This window comes from Streptococcus thermophilus, assembly GCF_010120595.1.
Lineage (GTDB): Bacteria > Bacillota > Bacilli > Lactobacillales > Streptococcaceae > Streptococcus > Streptococcus thermophilus.
The window spans coordinates 1,796,971-1,817,262 of record NZ_CP038020.1; the positions used below are offsets into that span (position 1 = coordinate 1,796,971).

Below are 20,292 nucleotides of genomic sequence, written 5' to 3' on the forward strand. Positions count from 1 at the left end.
ATATCAAACTGGAGATGACGTTACACGAATAGTTCATTCAAATAAGCTTTTTTCAAATCGTTTAGTTTGTCTAGTTTTTGTTGTTGGAGAGAGATTGATTGATCTAACTTTTTAAAAAAATTTCCAATTTGTTTTTGTTCATCAATTTTCGGAAATCTAATTTCAGTTACTTGTAAATTAGACTTACTGATAGAGCTAACTTTTGTTCCTTGCATTAAAGGCAATATTTGATTGTGATAAGTATCAGAATTTAAGTAATAGCCTAAATAATATGGAGCAAATAACTGTCTCGGTCTGGCAGCAATTGTATGTAAGCCAGACACCACATTATTACTCATAATATTTCTAATTTCTATTACCTTTCCAACGGTTGAATCTTCTGCAGCGTCTGCAAAAATTACATCACCATCCTGAAGAAGAGAATGTCTAAAATCTAACACACTAGAATTAATTATTGACGGCAAGTTATCTTGTTTTAGATCTAAAACACTTTGAAACTTTACTAGAATATCACCATAATGTATATTTTTAACTTCGTAAGATTTGTGCGTTAGATTTTCTCGTGAAAAAGAATTCGTTTTTATAGAGAAATCAACTATATTTCCTAAGAGGTCTTGCTCCCACTCACCTTCAAAACCAGGAAAACGACGTTTCGGCACGCGCTCACCTTCAGCTGGAAACATTTCTGAGAGATAGGCTTTTTTTAGATTTTTGAGTTTATCAAGTTTATGCTGATGGAGGGTGATGAGAGAGTCGATTGTTTGGAAAAATTTTCCAATTTTCAACTGCTCTTTAATATTCGAAATGTAAACTTTATATTCCTTCATGTCTGAAGCGAGAATATGTTGTATCGTATTACCGGTTGTAATCGTCTTGATTTTTTCCTTCGCTTTTGTAGTTTGATACTGATAATTTAAAAAATGTGATTCAAGATTTTCAGAAGGATTTCTAAACATTATTAAAGCATGAGCTGCAGAATTGTTAAGATTTTCAGGAATTACAGCAGCATGTCCAACATGACCTGATTGCACCATCACCATATCACCAGTTTGCAACCATTTATTCTTTTGTTTTTGATAAAACTCATCATTTATAAAAACTTCTGTATTGTAATTTATTTGCCCATCTTTAATATTATTTGATTCCAGATAAAAATGACCACTTTCAACATAATACGGTGTAGCTGTTCCAACAAATGCATTCCCTATATATTGAAATAGTTCTCTTAACTTTGTCTCTTCCCACTCACCATCTAATTCAAACTCTTTAAACCGTCTTTTGGGTAGATGTTTACTATTCGTCATTAAAGCACCACCAATTCCTTCATCATTGCTTCCAGTTCTTTTTCCAGTTTAGAGATTTCATCATCTAGACTATCTAATGTTTCAGAGTAACGTTTGTTCAATTCGTCTATCACTGCAATCTCAGACTTAAGAGAGGATTCTACTAAGTCCTCCACTTTTTCGATAACTGAACCAAACCATTTTTTGTAAAGGAGTTGATCTACTTCTTCATCAGTCAATTGAAGAATGCGATCGGCCACTACTTCTTTCAACTCTTGCTCTTTGGTCTTAATCTTTTTATTGACAGCTGATTTTTCTTTGGTCAAGTCATCGACTTTCTTTAGAAGGTCATACTCAAGAGACCCTTTTTCAGCCTCTTTCAAACTATCTTTAATCGACTTGCCTTCAAAACTGTCTTGGGCTTCACCCTCTTCATTCTTTTTAAGAGAGTCAAAGAGTGCATTGTACTCATCACTATCTTCTACCTTAGCATTTTCTACAAGCTCACTCATTTCGCTTTCAATTTCAACAATACGTGATTTGAAAGCCTCAATTTCAGCTAACTCTTTGGCATAAAACTCACTAGCAATAAGACTATTTGGAACAACAACCCCATTCCAACCGTCTTGAACTGGTTCTTTTTTCTTCCCTTTTTTGACCATATTAGGCTCACGTGTTCGACCAGCTTGGTAAAATCCTAACTGTTCAATAAACTCTGAGTCATGTTCAAGACTATTAGTCCAAATCTCAGCAATCATCTGATAGCCGTCATAACTGTCAAGTTGTTCAAAGGCTGATAGCTGATGTTTGATATCCGCTAACATGGCTTCTTTAACCTGTCTAGAGCTACGTTCCTTACCAAGCTCATGCAACTGGGTCCAATAGGTATTCAGATAAGCTTCAACTGTTTCTTTCACTTGTGTCATTGTCTCTTGAACGACAGTGCTAGATAACACCTCATCTGAAAATGCATCAATCGTTTTGTTTAAAGCCAAATAGCCAGGACGCTTTTCAGTGAAGGCTTGTTCTAAAACATCTGGTACTAATTGATTGAGAATCTTCAAGTTCTCAATATTCGCTTTTGGAATACCTCCGTATAAGTGGGCATCAACATCGTGAGCAATCTCATTGTCTATAGCTGTCACGTAGCGAGGAATGTTCATATTAAACTCATTGCTGATGAGTTCCTTTCGACTCGCTAAATGACTATATCCTTCTTCTTCTGTACGATTACTGTATGTATCTACAATCTTAGCAATATCTTTTTCTTGAAGGACATTTTGCTTCCCTACTTTAATAAAGCTATGCGAAGCATCAATAAAGAGAACAGGCTCATTCAAGTCACGATTTTTCTTCAAAATGATGATACATACTGGAATCCCTGTATTAGAGAATAGATTGCTTGGTAGACCAATAACGGTATCAATCTGATTCTTTTCAATGAGCTTCTGACGAATCTCGCCTTCTGCACCTCCACGGAAAAGCACCCCATGAGGTAACACAATAGCCATTGTACCAGTAGTTGATAGGTGATAAAGCCCATGAAGTAGGAAGGCAAAATCCCCTTTTGAATCTGGAGGTAGTACACTTACAATTTCAAAGCGTGGGTCTGAAGCTTTTAAGCCAACACGGTTCCAATTCTTAATCGAATAAGGTGGGTTCATAACAACCGCATCGAACTGTACACCTTCATCTGGACGCTCAGGATCTTCTGGCCAGTCTTGTGCAAGGGTATCACCGTTTTTAATGCTCATTTTCTCAGGACGTACACCATGAAGTAAGAGGTTCATACGTGTCAAGTTGTAAGTCGCTGTATTTTTTTCTTGTCCGTAATAGCTAAGAACCTTCTGCTGCTCTTCAGATAGATGTTTTTTTACAGTCAAAAGAAGTGAGCCTGAACCAACGGTTGGGTCATAGATAGAGGTTAGAGACTTATTTGTCGCAACTATCTGAGCCATGACTTCACTAACCTGGTGAGGAGTGTAAAATTCGCCAGCCTTTTTCCCAGACTCCATAGCGAACTGCCCAATCAAGTACTCATAGGCATCCCCTAAAATATCACTCTTTTGGAGAGCAACCATGTCCAAGTCTTCAAATAGACGAATAAGTGCCTGGATGTTCTTGCTTCGTGTATTCAAGTCACTACCAAGAGCTGTATCAGACAAATCCAAAGTTGAGCTTGAGAAAAGACCATTAAAATCATCTGTCTCGTCTGTTGAAACGACACTACGTTCAAATTCGCCTAGACTTTCAGTAACCGTCTGAACTTCAAACTGTCCTGTATTCATGTCATTTAGCCATTTTTGATACAAGTACTTAGGTTTGACTACATATCCTAAATTATCACTGATCATCTTCTCAAGATCTTTTTCGTATAACTCGTGTGCCTTTTGATATTCCTCAAACACGTCCACATCAGTAGAAAGCCCTGATAGTTCCGCAAAGGTCTTGAGTGTTTTGTCACTCAGAAATTTATAGAACATGAGTCCTAACATGTAGTCCTTGTAACGGCTAGCGTCCATTGAACCACGAAGCTCGGTAGCTCCATTCCACAGACGTGCTTTGATTTCTTCTGACGTAATCATTTGAGTCTCCCTTTACTATTTACCATTTTGTTTGCAAATTGCTATCTCTAAAAATGTTGTTACCTAGGCTTATGGTAACATTTCCAAGATAATATCCTCTTGATTATACCATGAAAGCAATGAAAACATAAGGAAGACCTTTTCCAATAGAATACAAAAAGGACATGAATCTGCTTTAGTCAGAAACATGTCCTTTTTGTATTCTATTGGAATTCTATCAGTATTTTGTTCTTATGAGAGGCGCCTGTAGCCCATCCTCCGTTCGCGATCACATCAAAAATATTCTCACCGTCTATATTATTATCAGATTATTAATCATCAAAAATGCTACTTTGATCCAACTGGAAAACAAGCCAAAGGAAAACGACTTCTGCTTGATAATAAATAAAATTCTTCTGATTCGCTTCTTAATGAGTCCTACTTTTCTCAAGGTTAACATTTGATTTATACTATCATCAAATTCGGAAAGAAATGCTATCTTGGTGAGCATACCTATATCCTTTTTTGAAAAAGATTCTACACTCTTCATAGACTACTATCAAGACTATTTCGAAAGAAGTCTAGATAGAAGCACGAACTTGTCCAATAGCCAGTGAACCGTCCTGTTTAAAGTACATCCACTGGTCATCACCTACTTGGAGGTAGCGACCGTTAGCGAGAATACCTGATTATGGCTCATAGTAATATTTAATGCCATTTTTTCGATACTTTCCCTCTTAGATTGGCTACCATCTTCCTTGAAGTAATAGAGGTAACCATCAATGCATTGACATCCAGGGTGACAAGCCTACTGAAAAAAGAGACATAGAACTGAGGTTCACACCCATCATGGCACTAGAGAAACCCAAGGAACCCATGGATCCCCCAAAGATATTTGTATTTTTCAAATCCACAAATGGTAGAACCAAGCGATTTCCTAAACAATAAATAAAGAGGAAAAAGATGGTCCATAACACACATTTGGTGATTATCGATTGACTAATTTTTTTACTGTTACTCCTATTTCCTGCCCTATAGACAGGCTGATGTTATGTCGTTAGAAATGAGACATAAACTAAATTGCAGCCCACTTATCCAAATAATGGATTACAGACTCTTCTTACGCATCTGGCGAATGGTCTCAGCCATCTCCTTCCAACGATCTCTTGAGTAGGTTTGCTGATTATGTTTGGTTGACTTGAGGTCCTCAAATCCTAAGATTGGTTTGTTTTCAAACCTAAAGGCATCAAGAATTTCCACTACTTTTCTACCTGGATTAATATCCAAAAGCAAGTCACTAGTACGCACCAATTCCAAATCTAGCCCATTTAAACCTGCAATGGCTGAGTAAACTGTCACATTTGGATAGGTAATCAATTGGGCCAATTTGTCTGTCACATGCTGGCGTGAGGCAATTTTAAACTGTACCTTAGGAAGAGCCAAGATAAGGTCCGTCAAATGAGGGATTTCTGAAATGTTGGTGTAGACCAAACAAGTAAATGGACGGCCCTTAGGATAAATCATGTCCTCTGAAAGTGGCAATAAAGCGGCATTTTCGGCAACCCCTGACCAATCCATTTGAGCATAGAACCACCAGACCTCGCGATAAGCTTGGCAAGCCAAAGGTAACCAGGGCTTACGGTGTGAAGTATAGTGTAAAACCTTAGGATAGTCTTGACCATTTGGCAAATGGTAACCAGATAGACTAGACTTGGTCACAGCGTAGTTGTTGTCAAAGGACAACGTCAACCAGTTGTTACAAAAAACCATATTAAGAATTGACTGCTCCGCAAATGGTACCTTATCATGCCATTCGCTAGTCATGTCAATTAAGTGACGTCTCATGTTGTACTGCTTCCAATAAGCCGTATCAATCACCATGAAGCCTGCATCAAACATTGCCTGACGATCCTGACCTTGAACAGCATAGTCACGTACAGCAGCCAAAGGACGGCCTTGCAAATCAAGGGTAAAGAGGTCTTCCAGAGAACCGGTAACCACCATGTCACTGTCCAAATAAAGAGCTCGTTCCTCAGACACAAAGTCCGCCACAAAATAGCGAAGATAGCTTGCATAGTTGCTATTAGTCTTGAATTGCTTGATATGACTACTATCCACACGACAGTTAATCACTTCACTACCAAAGGCAGCCAAATGACGGTTTAGTCCTCTAAACCACTCTTGAGAGAAATCATCGTTAATCAAGTAAAAACGAATGTTACGATGATGGAAAACGATGGATTTGATAGTCGTAAGCACTTGGTCAACATAAGTATAGTTAGCCGCAAGAACAATAGCACGCTTTTTAGTCTCATAACGTTGAGGAGCTAAACTCAAGACCTGGAATTTCTCCTGAATGGAGCGGTAAGCATCAGAATCCCTGAGACCTTGCTCCTCCACATTTTTCAAGCAAGCCTCTAGCATCTGACGGTAGGTGACCATGTATTTCTCCAAAGGGAAACCATGACTAGCAACAATAGCCAAGCGTTCTTCCATGGCATAAACCAAGGTCATCATCCAGTCTTGCATCCAAGTCGCTGATGGCATCTCTGGACTCTCACGATATACATAAAGTCCCTTGTTGAGATAAACCGTACGCTCACTCATGAGATAGGCTTTAAGGTTGAAAAAACCATCCTCTCCTGCATGCTCTTTCGGGAAAAGCAAGTCATTAAACAAGGAACGTTTGTAGAGTTTCCCAGTGGCTGAGATCAGAGCAATATTGATGTTATTGGTTTCTTCAAAGAGTCCATCAATAATCTGAGCTGGTGAATAAACCTGCTCATAATAATCTTCATCCTTGATATAAAAATAAAAGAGATCTTCCGATTCCTTATAGACACTGTAATTGGCTACTGCGATATCCGCCTTATGAGCCTGAAGCGTCTTATAAAGTTCCTCCAGATAGGTTGGCTCTACCCAATCCTCAGCATCCACATAGGTGACGTAAGTTCCCTTAGCCTGACGAATACCAATATGGCGAGCATCTGAAAGCCCTCCATTATCTTTTTTAAAATAGAGGATGCGAGAATCCCTAGCGGCATAACTACGGCAAATGGCATCACTATTGTCTGTTGATCCATAATTGATAAGGATGATTTCAAGATTTTGATAGGTCTGACTCAAGACACTGTCTAGACAGGTCTGGAGTTGATTTTCTACATTGTAAACGGGAATAATTACGGAAATTTTTTCTGTCATTTTTTATTTCCTATTTTTTCTAGCTAGTACATTTTTTATTTTCCTGTCTCAAACTTTCATAAGATAGCAAGGAACAGTCTAAGAATCTGATAAGTATTTTACGGTCCCAAGATATAAGGGCCGGAAACACATTCTATACACTTTTTCCTTGATTTTATCGAGACCTAACCATGTTAAATTATAACATAGTATCACTTAGTTTTCTAATAGATTAGCTTTTTTATGAGAGGTTTTTTTCAAACTAATTTCCTTTTATTTTCAGAAAAAAACTGATAGTTAGGAAGATTGAAATAAGTGGATAGAAAAAGAGATAGCTCAGATGTGAAACTATCTCTTTCTTCCTAAACTTATATTTTCAAATTCCAAAATCGAATAAATTTAACCATATTTCAAATCAAAAAATACAGTCTTTCTTATACTGTTAAAGCGATACAAAATAGACTTGCCTACTCACCATTTGCTAAATATAGATATTACATAATTTTCCTTTGTCTAATTTTACTAAATTTCGTAATTTTTTATTTTACTCTTCTTTCATTATTTCTGAGTGATATAATAAGAATGAGTGTTATAAGCGTATAATGCTTGTAATTGAAGTAAAATCAAAACTACTTATTTCTAGGAGAAAAAAATAGCTTATATTTTTTATAGTGGTGATGTTATCCTTAAATCTTAGAGTCACTATTGTATAATTTAGACAAAGGACAAAAACATGAAAAAACGCTACTCAAAAGAATTTAAAGAAACCCTTATCGCCTTCTATCATTCTGGTCAATCCGTCACCCAACTGTCTAAAGAATACGACGTGGCCCCTGCAACAATTTATAAATGGATAGACCTCTGCTCTAAATCTAATGAAAGCTCCGTCTCTAAAGCTGATTTTCTAGAATTAAAAAGACAACTGGCTAAAGTTAAGGAAGAACGAGACATCTTAAAAAAAGTATTGACCATATTCGCCGAGAAAAAGAAGTGAGTGCTGCGGATATGACTCAAACCATACAAACTTTAGCACTCAATGTCAGACTAAGCTGTCAACTCCTTGATGTTCCTGAATCAAGTTATTATGAACGGATTAACCGACATCCATCTAAAACTCAATTAAGGAGACAATACCTTGAAAAGGCAATACTTTTCTGTGCAAAATTTATAAAGTGTTTTTGTTAAACGATTGCTCTTTTAGTCATGGGTGTTTGGTAATTAAGTGTGCTGTGGATGCGATGGTGATTCCACCAGTGGACATAATCCTTAGTTTTAAGGGTTAATTTTTCCAGAGAGCGGAAGTTTTCTTGGTTGATAAACTCCAGTTTGAAGGAGCGATAGGTACTCTCAGCTACCGCATTGTCATAAGGACAACCCGCTTGACTCAGCAAACGTGTGATGCCAAAGGCTTTTAACATCTCATCAATCAAGGCATTATCAAACTCCTTACCACGATCAGAATGGAAGAGTTTGACCTTGGTCAGAGAGCGTAGGGAATGCTTTGAATGGCTTCTTTGACCAAGTCAGCAGTCTTGTGCCAACCAAAAGATAGGCCAATAATTTCACGGTTGAAGAGGTCAATGATAAAGCAAACGTAAGCCCAACGATTGGCAACACGAACATAGGTTAAGTCCGTCACAAGGTTTTCCAATGGTTTTTTGGTTAAACTGTCTCTCTAAGAAATTCGGAACTGGTGCTTCATTCTTCCCTTTAGAATGCGGTTTGAAGGTAGCCTTCTGGTAAACAGAAACCCAATTCAATCTCTTCATGATGCGACGAGTCCGACGGCGAGACAAGGTAATCCCTTGTGCTTCCAGACATTTCTTAATCTTCCTAGCGCCGTATCTGGACTTACTGTCAAGAAAAATGCGCTTCACCATTTCCTAAAGTTGTACCTCAGATACTGGCACTACAGCTTTGTAGTAATAGCTAGAGCGAGGAATCTTCAACCAACGACACATGGCTGAAATGCTGTATTTATCCTTGTTAGCAGTGATTATTTCCCTTTTCGTGCCATAATCACTGCCGATTGCTTTAGAATGTCTAATTGCATTTCGAGCTCTTTATTTCGTTTTCTGAGTTCTATCAACTCACGTTGTTCACCTGTCAGATTATCGACAGTTTTAAAGGAACCAGTTATTCTTGCTTGTTTAACCCACTTATCGAAGGTTGAGGGTGTTAAATCATATTCTTTGATCAGTTCACTGCGTTTTCTACCTACATTGTGCAAGTCAACGATTTGTTGTTTGAAGTCATCTGTGAAGTAACGGCGAATTTTTCTAGACATATCTGTTCTCCTCTTTTCTTTAGTGTAGAACACTTTATAAATTCTGTCTAGTTTAATGTAACCTATTCATTTTTTAGTTCGACCGTCAGATTTTCGTCTAAGGGCTTATCTTTACTACTAAGTAGTTTCTTAGACACTTTAATTGTTTCCTCTAAGCTACTGTTTTCTTTTTGAATTCTGGCTGTCACTTCATTAAATGACTTTACCGCTTTTTGATGTGGTGAAATTACAAGTAGATAGTACCCTATACCAAAACATAATAGTACGATAAGAGAAATTATGGCTTTTTTCTTTGAATCAATTTTTTTCATAAAATCAGATTTCATTTTTAATCTCCAAAAATCAAGTCTTCAGGTCCCCAAATAGCTATCAGGGATTTACTATTAATTATTCTGTTTTATTATACTTAAATGTTCTAATATTTTAAAGTAGTCTTTTGATTATTATTCAAGAAATTCAATGTTGTCTGTTTATAGATAAGAACTTTATCATCATAAGTTATCTCATAATAAAAACACCACAAGTTAGATTTTTTCTGTCTAACTTTTGGGGTGTAGTTCAAAATAAGCCTTTTTTTGGGGGGCTAAATTCAGTAAATTGTACTGTATTTCAATTCAAACTCTACCTTTTTTCGTAATACCTGGTTTTTTGTCTCATTTATCATTCTTTGATAAATGTCAGTAATACCAAGCACCTATTAGAGACTTTATTCGTTTCTCATCACTTATAACCTATTATTTCAGACCAAGGGTTAACAAAAATGAGTTTTCGGAGCTTATGTAATTGAGAAAAACAAATGTATTTACTTTACTTTTTTGTAAGTTCATTTTATAATGTATATACAAAAGGAGTAGAGCCATGAATGTTATCTTAAGAAAAACAGGAAATAGTACGGTTATTACAATTCCACATCAAATTAAAGAGACTCTTGGAGCAGAAATCGGAGAAGAAATCGAATTCATTACTTCAGGAAACAATGTCATCATTCGCAAAGCTGAGCCAAAATTTAATTTTGATAAAGAACTAGAAAAAGCCATGAACCAATACGATGAACTTTTGAAAGAATTGGTGGATAAATGAGGTATCTGACCGTTGCAGATATTATCAAAATCAATGTTATGGTTATTGGCAAATATTCTCCAAAGGAACCCGTTGGAATAGCTGACCCTAATAGCTTGCAGATGATTGTTGAACAGCCAAAACAGGAGATTTTCGGCAAAGTTCTCTATCCGGATATTTACAGTAAGGCTGCTATTATTTGGATTAACTTGATTAAGAAACACCCTTTTTATAATGCTAATAAACGGACTGCTGTTCTTGCCTTACATATGTTTCTGGCAATGAATGGCTACCAATCTAGTCTTTCCTTACATGATGGACTTGAAAAAACAGTTGAAATTGCAACGTTTCAAGGAGATTTTGATGAATTGAAAACAACCATTATCCATTTCCTAAAACAAGATGGAAATGTAACAAAATGACGATAAAAAGTGGTTATCAACCTTTAGTTGACAACCACTTTTTGTATTTCCGGCTCTTTGTCAACTGTAGTGGGTGACGAAAAGCTAACATCTAGAGAGGACCGGATAGGTCCTTTTTTTATGTATGTTCAGTGTGATGAAGACACGCTTCTTAAAGTTGATAAAGTTTCTAAAACCGAAGCCCAAACGTTTGATGTCTTTGATCAACTTATTAGTCGCTTCAAGTTTCGCATTTGAATAGTCCGTTTCTAGTGCGTTTTTGATGTATTGCTTGTGTCTAAGAAAAGTCCTAAAGACGGTTTGAAAATAATGATTGACCTTGCTCCTATTTTCCTCTATCAGTTCAAAGAACTCATCTACTCTCTTCTCCTGAAAGTGAAAAAGCAAAAGCTGATAAAGTGTATAGTAGTCAGTAAGCTCTTTTGAAAAGACTAGTGTCTTCGCAACGACTTCATGTGGTACTAAAGTTTGACGGAAAGTCTTTGAATAAAAAGAGTTGAGAGATAGTTTACGGCTGTCCTTTTGGAAGAGTCGCCAGTGATTTTTCAAGGCTCGATAGGGTAGCGACTTCTTATCGAATTGGTTCATAATTGCAATTCTTGTCTTTAAAAAGGCACGTCCAAGGTGCTGGATAATGTGGAAACGATCAAGAACGATTTTTGCGTTTGGAAAGAGCTTGCGAGCCAGTGGAATATAAGCTCCAGACATATCCATCGTGATAAACTGTACCTGTTGTCGGACTTTCAGTGGATACTTCAAAAAGTAGTTTCGTATAGTGGTTTGGCGGCGATTATCAAGGATGGTTATGAGTTCGTTTGTCTTATAATTCTGCGCCACAAAAGCCAATTCCCCTTTCTTGAACCCAAACTCATCCCAGGACATAACAGCAGGGAGTTTGTCATAATGTTCCTTGAAAGTAAACTGATCAAGCTTACGATAGACAGTGGACGTCGACACGCGAAGTCTTCTTGCAATATCAGTTAGTGACACTTTCTCAGTTAGGAGTTGTGTAACTTTTTGTCGGACTAGATTGGAGATTTGGCAGTTTTTCTCAACGATAGATGTCTCAGCTACCGTTACTCTCCTACAATTTTTACACTGGAAACGACGTTTTTTCAGACGTAGTAGAGTTGGTGTTCCCGCTTGCTCGAGAAGAGGGATTTTAGAAGGCTTTTGAAAGTCGTACTTGATCATCTTTCCATGGCAATGAGGACATGATGGTGCAGGATAATCAAGTTTTGCTTGAATCTCGATATGAGTGTAAGTTTCAAAAACAAGTGAAATCTTGATATTTTGGTCTTTGATTCCGATTAATTCTGTGTTATTCTTAATAAGTCTCATAAGTTCTTCCTAATGATGGTTTGGTTGCTTTTCATTATAGTTCTTATGGGACTTTTTGTGTACACTCAAAAAGCTCTATAATCCCTACAGTAGTTTTACCCACTACAGAAATTATAGAGCCACTATTCGTTGCTTGTCTTCCTTTAATTCTTCAATTGGAAAAAGTTCATCTAGTTTTTTAGATCCAATTCAAATAAGCAAAGAAAAAAAGACAGCTCCAGTTTCGGAAAACTATCTCTTTTGAAGCTCTATCACATTTAACAGTTGGAATAATAACTTAGAAATAATTAGTTATTGTGCAGGTCTCAAAGTTGCTGCTACTGTTCTAATAGAACTTGGTGTAAGTTCATCTTGTCTTTCTTCATCTGTGACTACACGAGATTTTGGAAAGTTCTCGATAGGCTTTTCATGTTCTTGAGCTTGCTTTTTAGCTTGTTCAAGTCGTTGGTGTTGGGCTTCTGGGCCCCAGTCTTTTTCTGCAGCAATCTCAGAGACCATAAAGGCACTATATCGATATGCCTCTGGAACAATCGACTGAATTTGTTCTTTAGTGAAGCGGTCTCCCTCACTATAATCAACGACATACCAAATTAGTCCGCCATTGCCATCTTCTCGTGCTGCAAGGAAGTGTTCACATCCAATAGGATTTGAGAGGTTGATCATAAAGAGTTCTTCAGACCATTCTTCAGTCATTACAGCATCAATGAATGTTTTATATTCATCGTCCGAGGCAAAATTTAGATGCCCGTCCTTTTCAGCTTTTTGAGCTTCACATAATACCTCAAATCGTTCTTGGTATAGTGAGAAATTGTACTGCTTCAAAAAACTTGCTTGTTCCGTTGTTAAAATATTTTTCTTCATCGTGATTACCTCTTATTCTAAGTTAAATGTCAGTGTTACCTTGGTCAATGGGATGTGTTTAAGCCCCCAAGAGCCAGATTTCAGCAACACTTTGAACATACCAGCTACATTTCCTTCTGTATCTTGCCTAAACTTTTCATCTCTGATTTCCGTAAGACCTTTAAACTCGTGAGAAATGCTACTAGCAATAGATGAACGCGTAGATTCCTTGATTGAAAAGGCAATACTTTTCTGTGCAAAATTTATAAAGTGTTTTTGTTAAACGATTGCTCTTTTAGTCATGGGTGTTTGGTAATTAAGTGTGCTGTGGATGCGATGGTGATTCCACCAGTGGACATAATCCTTAGTTTTAAGGGTTAATTTTTCCAGAGAGCGGAAGTTTTCTTGGTTGATAAACTCCAGTTTGAAGGAGCGATAGGTACTCTCAGCTACCGCATTGTCATAAGGACAACCCGCTTGACTCAGCAAACGTGTGATGCCAAAGGCTTTTAACATCTCATCAATCAAGGCATTATCAAACTCCTTACCACGATCAGAATGGAAGAGTTTGACCTTGGTCAGAGAGCGTAGGGAATGCTTTGAATGGCTTCTTTGACCAAGTCAGCAGTCTTGTGCCAACCAAAAGATAGGCCAATAATTTCACGGTTGAAGAGGTCAATGATAAAGCAAACGTAAGCCCAACGATTGGCAACACGAACATAGGTTAAGTCCGTCACAAGGGTTTCCAATGGTTTTTGTTGGTTAAACTGTCTCTCTAAGAAATTCGGAACTGGTGCTTCATTCTTCCCTTTAGAATGCGGTTTGAAGGTAGCCTTCTGGTAAACAGAAACCCAATTCAATCTCTTCATGATGCGACGAGTCCGACGGCGAGACAAGGTAATCCCTTGTGCTTCCAGACATTTCTTAATCTTCCTAGCGCCGTATCTGGACTTACTGTCAAGAAAAATGCGCTTCACCATTTCCTAAAGTTGTACCTCAGATACTGGCACTACAGCTTTGTAGTAATAGCTAGAGCGAGGAATCTTCAACCAACGACACATGGCTGAAATGCTGTATTTATCCTTGTTAGCAGTGATTATTTCCCTTTTCGTGCCATAATCACTGCCGATTGCTTTAGAATGTCTAATTGCATTTCGAGCTCTTTATTTCGTTTTCTGAGTTCTATCAACTCACGTTGTTCACCTGTCAGATTATCGACAGTTTTAAAGGAACCAGTTATTCTTGCTTGTTTAACCCACTTATCGAAGGTTGAGGGTGTTAAATCATATTCTTTGATCAGTTCACTGCGTTTTCTACCTGCATTGTGCAAGTCAACGATTTGTTGTTTGAAGTCATCTGTGAAGTAACGGCGAATTTTTCTAGACATATCTGTTCTCCTCTTTTCTTTAGTGTAGAACAGATATGTCTAGTTTAGTGTAACCTATTCAACCACTATTTATAATGAAAAAGGTAATATAAAGGATATTGATACTAATACTTGAAGAGATATATACAATAAAAGCAAACCTACTTTCAAACAGGGAGCCTATATATCCGCTATAGCAGCTTCTCTAGAAGGGGTTACTGCATTTATAACAGCAATAATTAAAAAAAAGCGCTTAGGGAAAACTATTAGTGAGTTTACAAAAGATGATTGGCTTGATATCTCTAAAGATAGTGGAATTGGAGCTATTAAAGGAAGTACTCGAGGTGTTACCATCTATGCCCTAACAAATTACACAGCCACTCCTGTAGCAGTAGCAAGTTCATTGTGCACTGCTTCATTTGGTATCGCTGAAGAAGCATACAAATTCCGTAAAAACTTAATCACAAAAGAAGAATTTTTACTAAATTCGCAAATCTTATGTATTGAAGTATCAGTTAGTGCATTATCCTCAATGCTAGGACATGCTATAATTCCAATACCTATTTTAGGAGCGGTTATCGGAAATACTATAGGAACTTTCCTATATGAAATCTCTAAAGATAATCTCACAATGAAAGAAAAATTACTAATGGAAGATTACTTAAAGGAGATACAAGAATGTGGCTATTTTTTAGAGAATGAATTTGAATTACATAACCATCAACTTCAGAGAGAAATCAAGGCTTACTATAAACCTTTAGGAAAGGCATTTTCTCCTGACCATAGCATCGCTTTTCAGGAATCTATAGAATTAGCAGTAAGTTGTGGTGTTGATGAGGTGGATATACTAAAAAATGAGGAGGAAATTGATAATTACTTCACCTAGCTAAAAGTTCAACGAATTAGGGAGACATTAGGTAGCCTCATATTACCTTGATTAGTTTTTGCTATAACATTGTCAAATATGATGACAAAAAAATCCGTCCGCACTTTTTTACGAGTAGGACGAATTAAATATGTTATACAAACCATCAGCTTTTTAACAATTCTACATAAGGTAGTTGTTGATGCAACTACCTTTTTTCTATGCTGATTAGAACAAATTTGACATGGCTACAACTGCGATTATCTGATATAGAGTATTATATAAACTGATTCCTCCTACCCCTTATCCACAATTTTAATACGGCTACTGCCATCGTGCGACTTGATGATAACTAGTTGCTGAGCAATACCTTCTTTCATATCGTCCACGTGGCTGATGACACCGACCATGCGATTTTCACCGATTTGTTCTAGGACAGAGATAGCCTTGGTGAGGGCTTCCTTATCAAGTGAACCGAAACCTTCGTCGATGAAGAGAGCTTCAACAACAGCACCCTTGCTGGTATTTTGCACCACTTCTGAGAGGGATAGGGCAATGGCCAGTGCAGCGATAAAGGTTTCACCACCAGACAAGGATTTAACGGAGCGTTCACTACCTGTCAGCTGGTCATAGACGTTGATATCCAAACCGAAGTGATCACGCGCCCTGCGTCCTTCCTCACTTAGAACAAAGGAATAGCGGTTATCCGTTAATAGTCCGATGTAGTTAGCATTGGCATAGTCCAAGATTTGTTGGAAATACTGACGGATAACGTAGACCTCAAGATTAAGACGACCAGTTAGAGCAGTATTTTCTCCCTTAACCACCTTAACCAAATCACTGAGTTCTTGGTGGGCCTTAAAGGCCTCTTGGTTGCTGTCTTGAAGGGTTTTAGCCGCTTGGTAGGTAGCCGTCGCATCCTTAAGTCCCTTTTCCATGACAGAAAACTGAGCGAGCTGCCTATCATAGATTTCCTGACAATTCTGTACTGCTTGCGCTAGACTATCGAGATCTGGTTGTTCTTGATTTTGGAGAAGCTCTTGCCCCTTACGAATCTGCGCCTGTAATTCTTGTTTGAGCGTTGCATAGGTCGTTAATTTGGCCTGAAGCATAGGAATAGCTTGATTATTTACCTCAATAAGCCAGAGTTCGACCTGCTCTAAGTCATTGGCGAGGGCTCCTTCAGCCTTGAGACTTTGCTCTAATTCAGCAGATAATCGCTTAACATCTTGATTTACCTTATCTTTAGACTTAGTTATACTCTCAATCTGCCCCTTGATTCCTTTAATGTCGGCATGAAGTTGGTTGTAGGCTTCGCTATTTTCCTTGACTTGCTTATTGTAGAGGTTCAGCTCCTGATGAGCAAGGGAAATCCGTTCTTGATATACCTCAACAGACTCAAGTTCTGGATGACCTTCCTGCAAGTCCTCTAGGCGTTCTTGAGCTTGGTCAAGCACTGCCTTGGCCTCTTGATAGGTTTTAGCCAAATCTGTCGCTTTTTCTTGAGCCTTACCTAGCTCATCTTGATATCGGACATAATCTCTCTCTTCCCTATCATAACGTTTTTGTAACTCTTGATAATACTGCTCAACCTTCAGGAGTAGGGCTTGCCCACGGTCAGTTTCATAGTCTACCGAAAAATCAAAATCAAACCGTCCCTTAACGTGCTCTTCTAATTCTTGATAGTGCTTTTCAAGAGTTACCTTGACTTTAGCCACTTTGTCAAGCAAATCCTGACGTTTAGATGCAACTTCACTCAAGGTAGCCTGACGATTTGATAAAGTAGCGACTTGCTTTTCTTTTTGAGCTTGAAGCTTCTCCACCTGATCCATGAGATTTTTCAAGGCCACTTCATCAGCCTGTGCTCCACCAATATTAGGGTGTTCCAGAGCACCACAAACCATACAAGGCTGCCCCTCCTCTAACTCTGCCTGCAGTTGGACGATCATGAGTTGACGGCGTGAAGCCAAAGTCCTTCTTAACTCCTCTTCCAATTCTTTGAGAATTTCTTGAGCTTGATCAATATCGAAAGATAACATTTGATGACGTTTTTCGGTCTTTGTCAACTCCTGATTCAAGTCCTCTATTTCTTTCAGGTCCTGAGCCAGTTGATTCTCCACACTGTAGCCCACAATCTGGAGGAGTTTTTCGGCCTCATGTAAACTCTCTAAACTAAGACGATTAGCCTCCAAGTCAGACAAGGACTTGTTAAGCATCTCAATCTCTTTTCTAGCCTGCTGATAGGTTTCTTCCAACTGCTTGTAGTTAGTCATTGAACGTTTGATTTTCTCCTGTTCTTGGGCAAGACTCTGGGCATAGATAATATCCTCTTTCCAAGTTTCAAGCTCCTCTTCTTTTTGAAGAAAATCCTTAGATTGAACTGCGAGTTCCTCTTTTTGAGCCTTAACATCCTCAAACGCCTGACGCTTTTCACTTAATACTTCTTGAGCAATGTCAAGGTCCTGCTCTAATTGTACCAACTGTTTCTGATATTGCTTCAAGCTACTAATGGTTTCTTGTAATCCTTGAGCGAACTGTAATTCCTCCAGATGTGCTTTTGCCTCTGCCTGTCCCTGAGCTCCCTCCTCAATTTCCATACGGTAACGCTCCTTGGCTTGCTCCACTTCTTGAAAAATCTTTGCCATATCTTGGGCAGTTTGCAAACTCTTCTGCAGTTGTGCCAAATCCTCATGGGCATCCTTCAAGATGCTTTTTTGCTTCGTAACATTTTCTTGACGCTGAGATAAAAACTCTTCAAGACGTGTCAATTTTTCAGAGGCTGGCGTTTGCTCCAAGAGGGCTAATTCTTCCACAGACCAAACCTGACTGGCAAAATGGCCATCTAGCTGAGCCTGACGCTTTTCCATATCCTTATTACTCTGACGAAGACGCTCTTCCAAGCTCTTTTGAAAATGGTCAAAAATACCCGTTCCAAAGATTTTCTTTAAAATTTGAGTCTTGGTCTTAGAATCTTCTTTCAAGAAACGGCTGAAATCATTTTGTGGAAGGAGAATAATCTGTTTGAACTGCTCAGCATTGAGCCCCAAAATCTGCTCAATCTGGTCACTCACTTCCTTGATCTTATCCCCAAGCTTTTCAATTTCCTGACCACCAATCTTATCCACAATGACTAGAGAAGCCGTCGCCTTTTGCATGGTAGTGCCCCCACCCTGCTTGGCCCTCTCTTGCTGGAGAACTCGGTCAATGCGATAAAGGTGATTGCCTTGTTGGAAATAGAAAGTCACCTTGGTCAAATCATCCTCTGGACCAGCGAAAGTTGACCGCATCTCCTCAACATTACGATCACCACTGGTCGTAGCAAACAAGGCTACCGTTATGGCATCAAAGAGAGTACTCTTACCAGCCCCTGTGTCCCCTCCAATCAAAAAGAGGGGAGCATGGTCAAACTGAGTGAAATTAATAACTTCCTTACGATATGGTCCAAAATTGGTCAATTCTAACTGGACTGGTCTCATTGTCGACTCCTCTCAATCTCCTCAAAAACACTTTCCACAAGGGCAGTCTGTCTCTCAGATAAGACATCGCCCCCAGTTACTGTCTGGTAAAAATCAAATACGATTTCCTGGGGCGACTGCATTTCCAAATCTTTTAAGTGCTGATCAACGGTCAAGTTTTCTTCCCTAACATCACCCAGACGACTGAAAGTAATTTCTACAATGTCTGTCCCATAAATCTCTTCCAGTTGGGCACGCACATTGATACCCTCTAATTCCTTACGACTAGACAGTTGAATATCAAAGGCGAACCAGGCTTTTTGACAAGGTTGATTCTTATAAAATTCAGGTGACATCAAGGTTTCAAAAGATTCCTGTAAAGCCACAATCGGCCGTTTAACCTCTAGAGTATGGAAGGTCTGAGACATATCACCAGACGCATCCAGTTCAAGAATATAGACACCCTTTTCTTCCTTACGCTTGGCTTCTTTGACATTAAAGGCGACTGGACTGCCTGAATATTGCACGCGCTTGGTAGGACTAGCAAAACGCGTATGGATATGCCCTAAGGCAACATAATCGAAAGACTTGAAAAGGTCACTGGTCACATTGGTAAGACCACCTACCGTATTACTGGTTTCAGACAACATCAATTCTCGAAGACCCTGACCATCGCTATCATCCTTCTTAGAAACCGCAAAATGCGCCACCAAGACATGAGCTTTGTCAGGATCAAAAGCTTTTTCCATATCCTCAAGAATGTAGGTCAAGGCATCACCAATCCCCTGAATTTCCTTTCCCTCATCATCCTTATAGTAAATACGAGCATCAATAGGATCGATAAAAGGCAGCAGAAAAATCTGGCAATTCTCCAACTCAATAGGCTCAAAAGCCTCCTCCAAACGTGTACTTAAATGAAGGCCCTGATGTTGAAAGAAGTCACGCCCAAAATGTAAACGTTCAGCCCCATCGTGATTACCACTAATCGCATAGACAGGAATCTGCTCCTCCAGTACCAAGCGGGCCAAGGTCTTATTAAAAAGCTTAATCGCATCCACAGGGGGCACCGCACGGTCATAGAGGTCCCCAGAAATGATAACCCCATCCACTTTTTCGCTAATAGCCAAATCCACAATTTGTTGAAAAGCCCACTCCTGCTCCTCCAACAAAGACCAGCCATTGAGGGTTCGTCCTACATGCCAATCTGACGTATGTAAAAACTTCATGACAACCTCCTCATTCATTTTGTCTTACTTCTATTGTACCTTATCAAGCTAAATACTGCTTAAAAGTTTCATAGGCTTTGATAGTTTTCCCGTTTTTTAGCTGTAAAGATCAAAAAATCTCTCCCAAGCTATCCTGTACTGACCCCAAAAAGTTAGACAATTTATGTAAGCAAAGGATTTAGCTCTGTATTGCACAGGATTGAGTCCTTTTAGTTTTACCTTAATGCATTTGTTGTAGTAATCAATATAGTCTAGACTACCCTGCCTCAATTGGTTAAGTAATTTAAATACCTCTAACCAAGAAAATCAATATTATCTATTCTTTTAATTGACTTTTATAGATTCTAAGCATTATCATATAGGTTGGTACTAGTGCACATCTTGTATTTTAGGCAATAATATTT

Annotated in this window: 10 protein-coding genes and 5 pseudogenes; 4 read left to right on the forward strand and 11 right to left on the reverse strand. The window is 38.4% G+C overall.

All coding sequences use genetic code 11. From position 1 onward, the window contains the following. Nucleotides 1-20: 20 nt before the first annotated feature. The 3 genes from E3C75_RS09455 to E3C75_RS09470 all read right to left on the reverse strand — a co-directional run bounded on the left by E3C75_RS09455 (nucleotide 21) and on the right by E3C75_RS09470 (nucleotide 7,048). The gene (locus E3C75_RS09455) at nucleotides 21-1,304 is read right to left on the reverse strand and encodes a restriction endonuclease subunit S (protein WP_111679656.1); all 1,284 of its coding nucleotides are present in this window, start codon (nucleotides 1,302-1,304) and stop codon (nucleotides 21-23) included. Then, on the reverse strand, nucleotides 1,304-3,868 hold the full coding sequence (locus tag E3C75_RS09460; RefSeq protein ID WP_111679657.1) for a type I restriction-modification system subunit M: 2,565 nt from the start codon (nucleotides 3,866-3,868) through the stop codon (nucleotides 1,304-1,306). The genes E3C75_RS09455 and E3C75_RS09460 overlap by 1 nt, the downstream gene beginning before the upstream one ends. Before the next feature lie 1,086 nt (nucleotides 3,869-4,954). Further along, nucleotides 4,955-7,048 (reverse strand): glycosyltransferase, encoded by a 2,094-nt coding sequence (locus E3C75_RS09470; RefSeq protein ID WP_111679659.1) that lies wholly within the window; start codon nucleotides 7,046-7,048, stop codon nucleotides 4,955-4,957. 712 nt (nucleotides 7,049-7,760) lie between these two features. Here E3C75_RS09470 and E3C75_RS09475 point away from each other — a divergent pair. Beyond that, nucleotides 7,761-8,176 (forward strand): annotated as a pseudogene (locus E3C75_RS09475) (transposase); the annotation flags it as partial. Between the two features lie 32 nt (nucleotides 8,177-8,208). On the opposite strand, the pseudogene E3C75_RS09480 reads toward E3C75_RS09475, so the two are convergent. Continuing rightward, nucleotides 8,209-9,314: pseudogene (locus E3C75_RS09480) on the reverse strand (IS3 family transposase). Between the two features lie 62 nt (nucleotides 9,315-9,376). Beyond that, a complete protein-coding gene (locus E3C75_RS09485; RefSeq protein ID WP_084828952.1) occupies nucleotides 9,377-9,640 on the reverse strand; it encodes a hypothetical protein in 264 nt (87 codons plus the stop codon). A gap of 532 nt (nucleotides 9,641-10,172) precedes the next feature. Here E3C75_RS09485 and E3C75_RS09490 point away from each other — a divergent pair. Both E3C75_RS09490 and E3C75_RS09495 read left to right on the forward strand, forming a co-directional pair. Further along, complete coding sequence (locus tag E3C75_RS09490) at nucleotides 10,173-10,394, forward strand: AbrB/MazE/SpoVT family DNA-binding domain-containing protein (protein ID WP_084828953.1); 222 nt, start codon at nucleotides 10,173-10,175, stop codon at nucleotides 10,392-10,394. Next, entirely contained in the window at nucleotides 10,391-10,795 is a 405-nt protein-coding gene (locus E3C75_RS09495; RefSeq protein ID WP_084828954.1) for a type II toxin-antitoxin system death-on-curing family toxin, read from the forward strand. The genes E3C75_RS09490 and E3C75_RS09495 overlap by 4 nt, the downstream gene beginning before the upstream one ends. Nucleotides 10,796-10,886: 91 nt before the next feature. Here E3C75_RS09495 and E3C75_RS09500 read toward each other — a convergent pair. From E3C75_RS09500 to E3C75_RS09510, 3 genes and pseudogenes are all read right to left on the reverse strand, one after another. Then, nucleotides 10,887-12,136: pseudogene (locus E3C75_RS09500) on the reverse strand (ISL3 family transposase). Nucleotides 12,137-12,427: 291 nt separating this feature from the next. Next, on the reverse strand, nucleotides 12,428-12,997 hold the full coding sequence (locus E3C75_RS09505; RefSeq protein WP_084828951.1) for a hypothetical protein: 570 nt from the start codon (nucleotides 12,995-12,997) through the stop codon (nucleotides 12,428-12,430). 258 nt (nucleotides 12,998-13,255) lie between these two features. Continuing rightward, nucleotides 13,256-14,363, reverse strand: a pseudogene (locus E3C75_RS09510) (IS3 family transposase). Nucleotides 14,364-14,745: 382 nt separating this feature from the next. Here E3C75_RS09510 and E3C75_RS11845 point away from each other — a divergent pair. Further along, nucleotides 14,746-15,228, forward strand: coding sequence for a hypothetical protein (locus E3C75_RS11845; RefSeq protein ID WP_223899710.1), 483 nt, complete (start codon nucleotides 14,746-14,748; stop codon nucleotides 15,226-15,228). 275 nt (nucleotides 15,229-15,503) lie between these two features. Here the strand turns inward: E3C75_RS11845 and E3C75_RS09520 are convergent, their stop codons facing one another. From E3C75_RS09520 to E3C75_RS09530, 3 genes and pseudogenes are all read right to left on the reverse strand, one after another. After that, entirely contained in the window at nucleotides 15,504-18,683 is a 3,180-nt protein-coding gene (locus E3C75_RS09520) for an SbcC/MukB-like Walker B domain-containing protein (RefSeq protein WP_084828955.1), read from the reverse strand. Continuing rightward, nucleotides 18,680-19,888, reverse strand: a complete 1,209-nt coding sequence (locus E3C75_RS09525) for a metallophosphoesterase family protein (protein ID WP_084828956.1) — start codon at nucleotides 19,886-19,888, stop codon at nucleotides 18,680-18,682. The genes E3C75_RS09520 and E3C75_RS09525 overlap by 4 nt, the downstream gene beginning before the upstream one ends. Before the next feature lie 171 nt (nucleotides 19,889-20,059). After that, a pseudogene (locus E3C75_RS09530) lies at nucleotides 20,060-20,176 on the reverse strand (IS3 family transposase); the annotation flags it as partial. Nucleotides 20,177-20,292: the final 116 nt, after the last annotated feature.

What these genes read in the sequence shown, in the direction of transcription:
- E3C75_RS09495 (WP_084828954.1), top strand. Translation starts at nt 10,391, where the DNA reads ATGAGGTATCTGACCGTTGCAGATATTATCAAAATCAATGTTATGGTT.
- E3C75_RS09455 (WP_111679656.1), bottom strand. Translation starts at nt 1,304, where the DNA reads ATGACGAATAGTAAACATCTACCCAAAAGACGGTTTAAAGAGTTTGAA.
- E3C75_RS09470 (WP_111679659.1), bottom strand. Translation starts at nt 7,048, where the DNA reads ATGACAGAAAAAATTTCCGTAATTATTCCCGTTTACAATGTAGAAAAT.
- E3C75_RS09520 (WP_084828955.1), bottom strand. Translation starts at nt 18,683, where the DNA reads ATGAGACCAGTCCAGTTAGAATTGACCAATTTTGGACCATATCGTAAG.
- E3C75_RS09460 (WP_111679657.1), bottom strand. Translation starts at nt 3,868, where the DNA reads ATGATTACGTCAGAAGAAATCAAAGCACGTCTGTGGAATGGAGCTACC.
- E3C75_RS09490 (WP_084828953.1), top strand. Translation starts at nt 10,173, where the DNA reads ATGAATGTTATCTTAAGAAAAACAGGAAATAGTACGGTTATTACAATT.
- E3C75_RS09485 (WP_084828952.1), bottom strand. Translation starts at nt 9,640, where the DNA reads ATGAAATCTGATTTTATGAAAAAAATTGATTCAAAGAAAAAAGCCATA.
- E3C75_RS09505 (WP_084828951.1), bottom strand. Translation starts at nt 12,997, where the DNA reads ATGAAGAAAAATATTTTAACAACGGAACAAGCAAGTTTTTTGAAGCAG.
- E3C75_RS09525 (WP_084828956.1), bottom strand. Translation starts at nt 19,888, where the DNA reads ATGAAGTTTTTACATACGTCAGATTGGCATGTAGGACGAACCCTCAAT.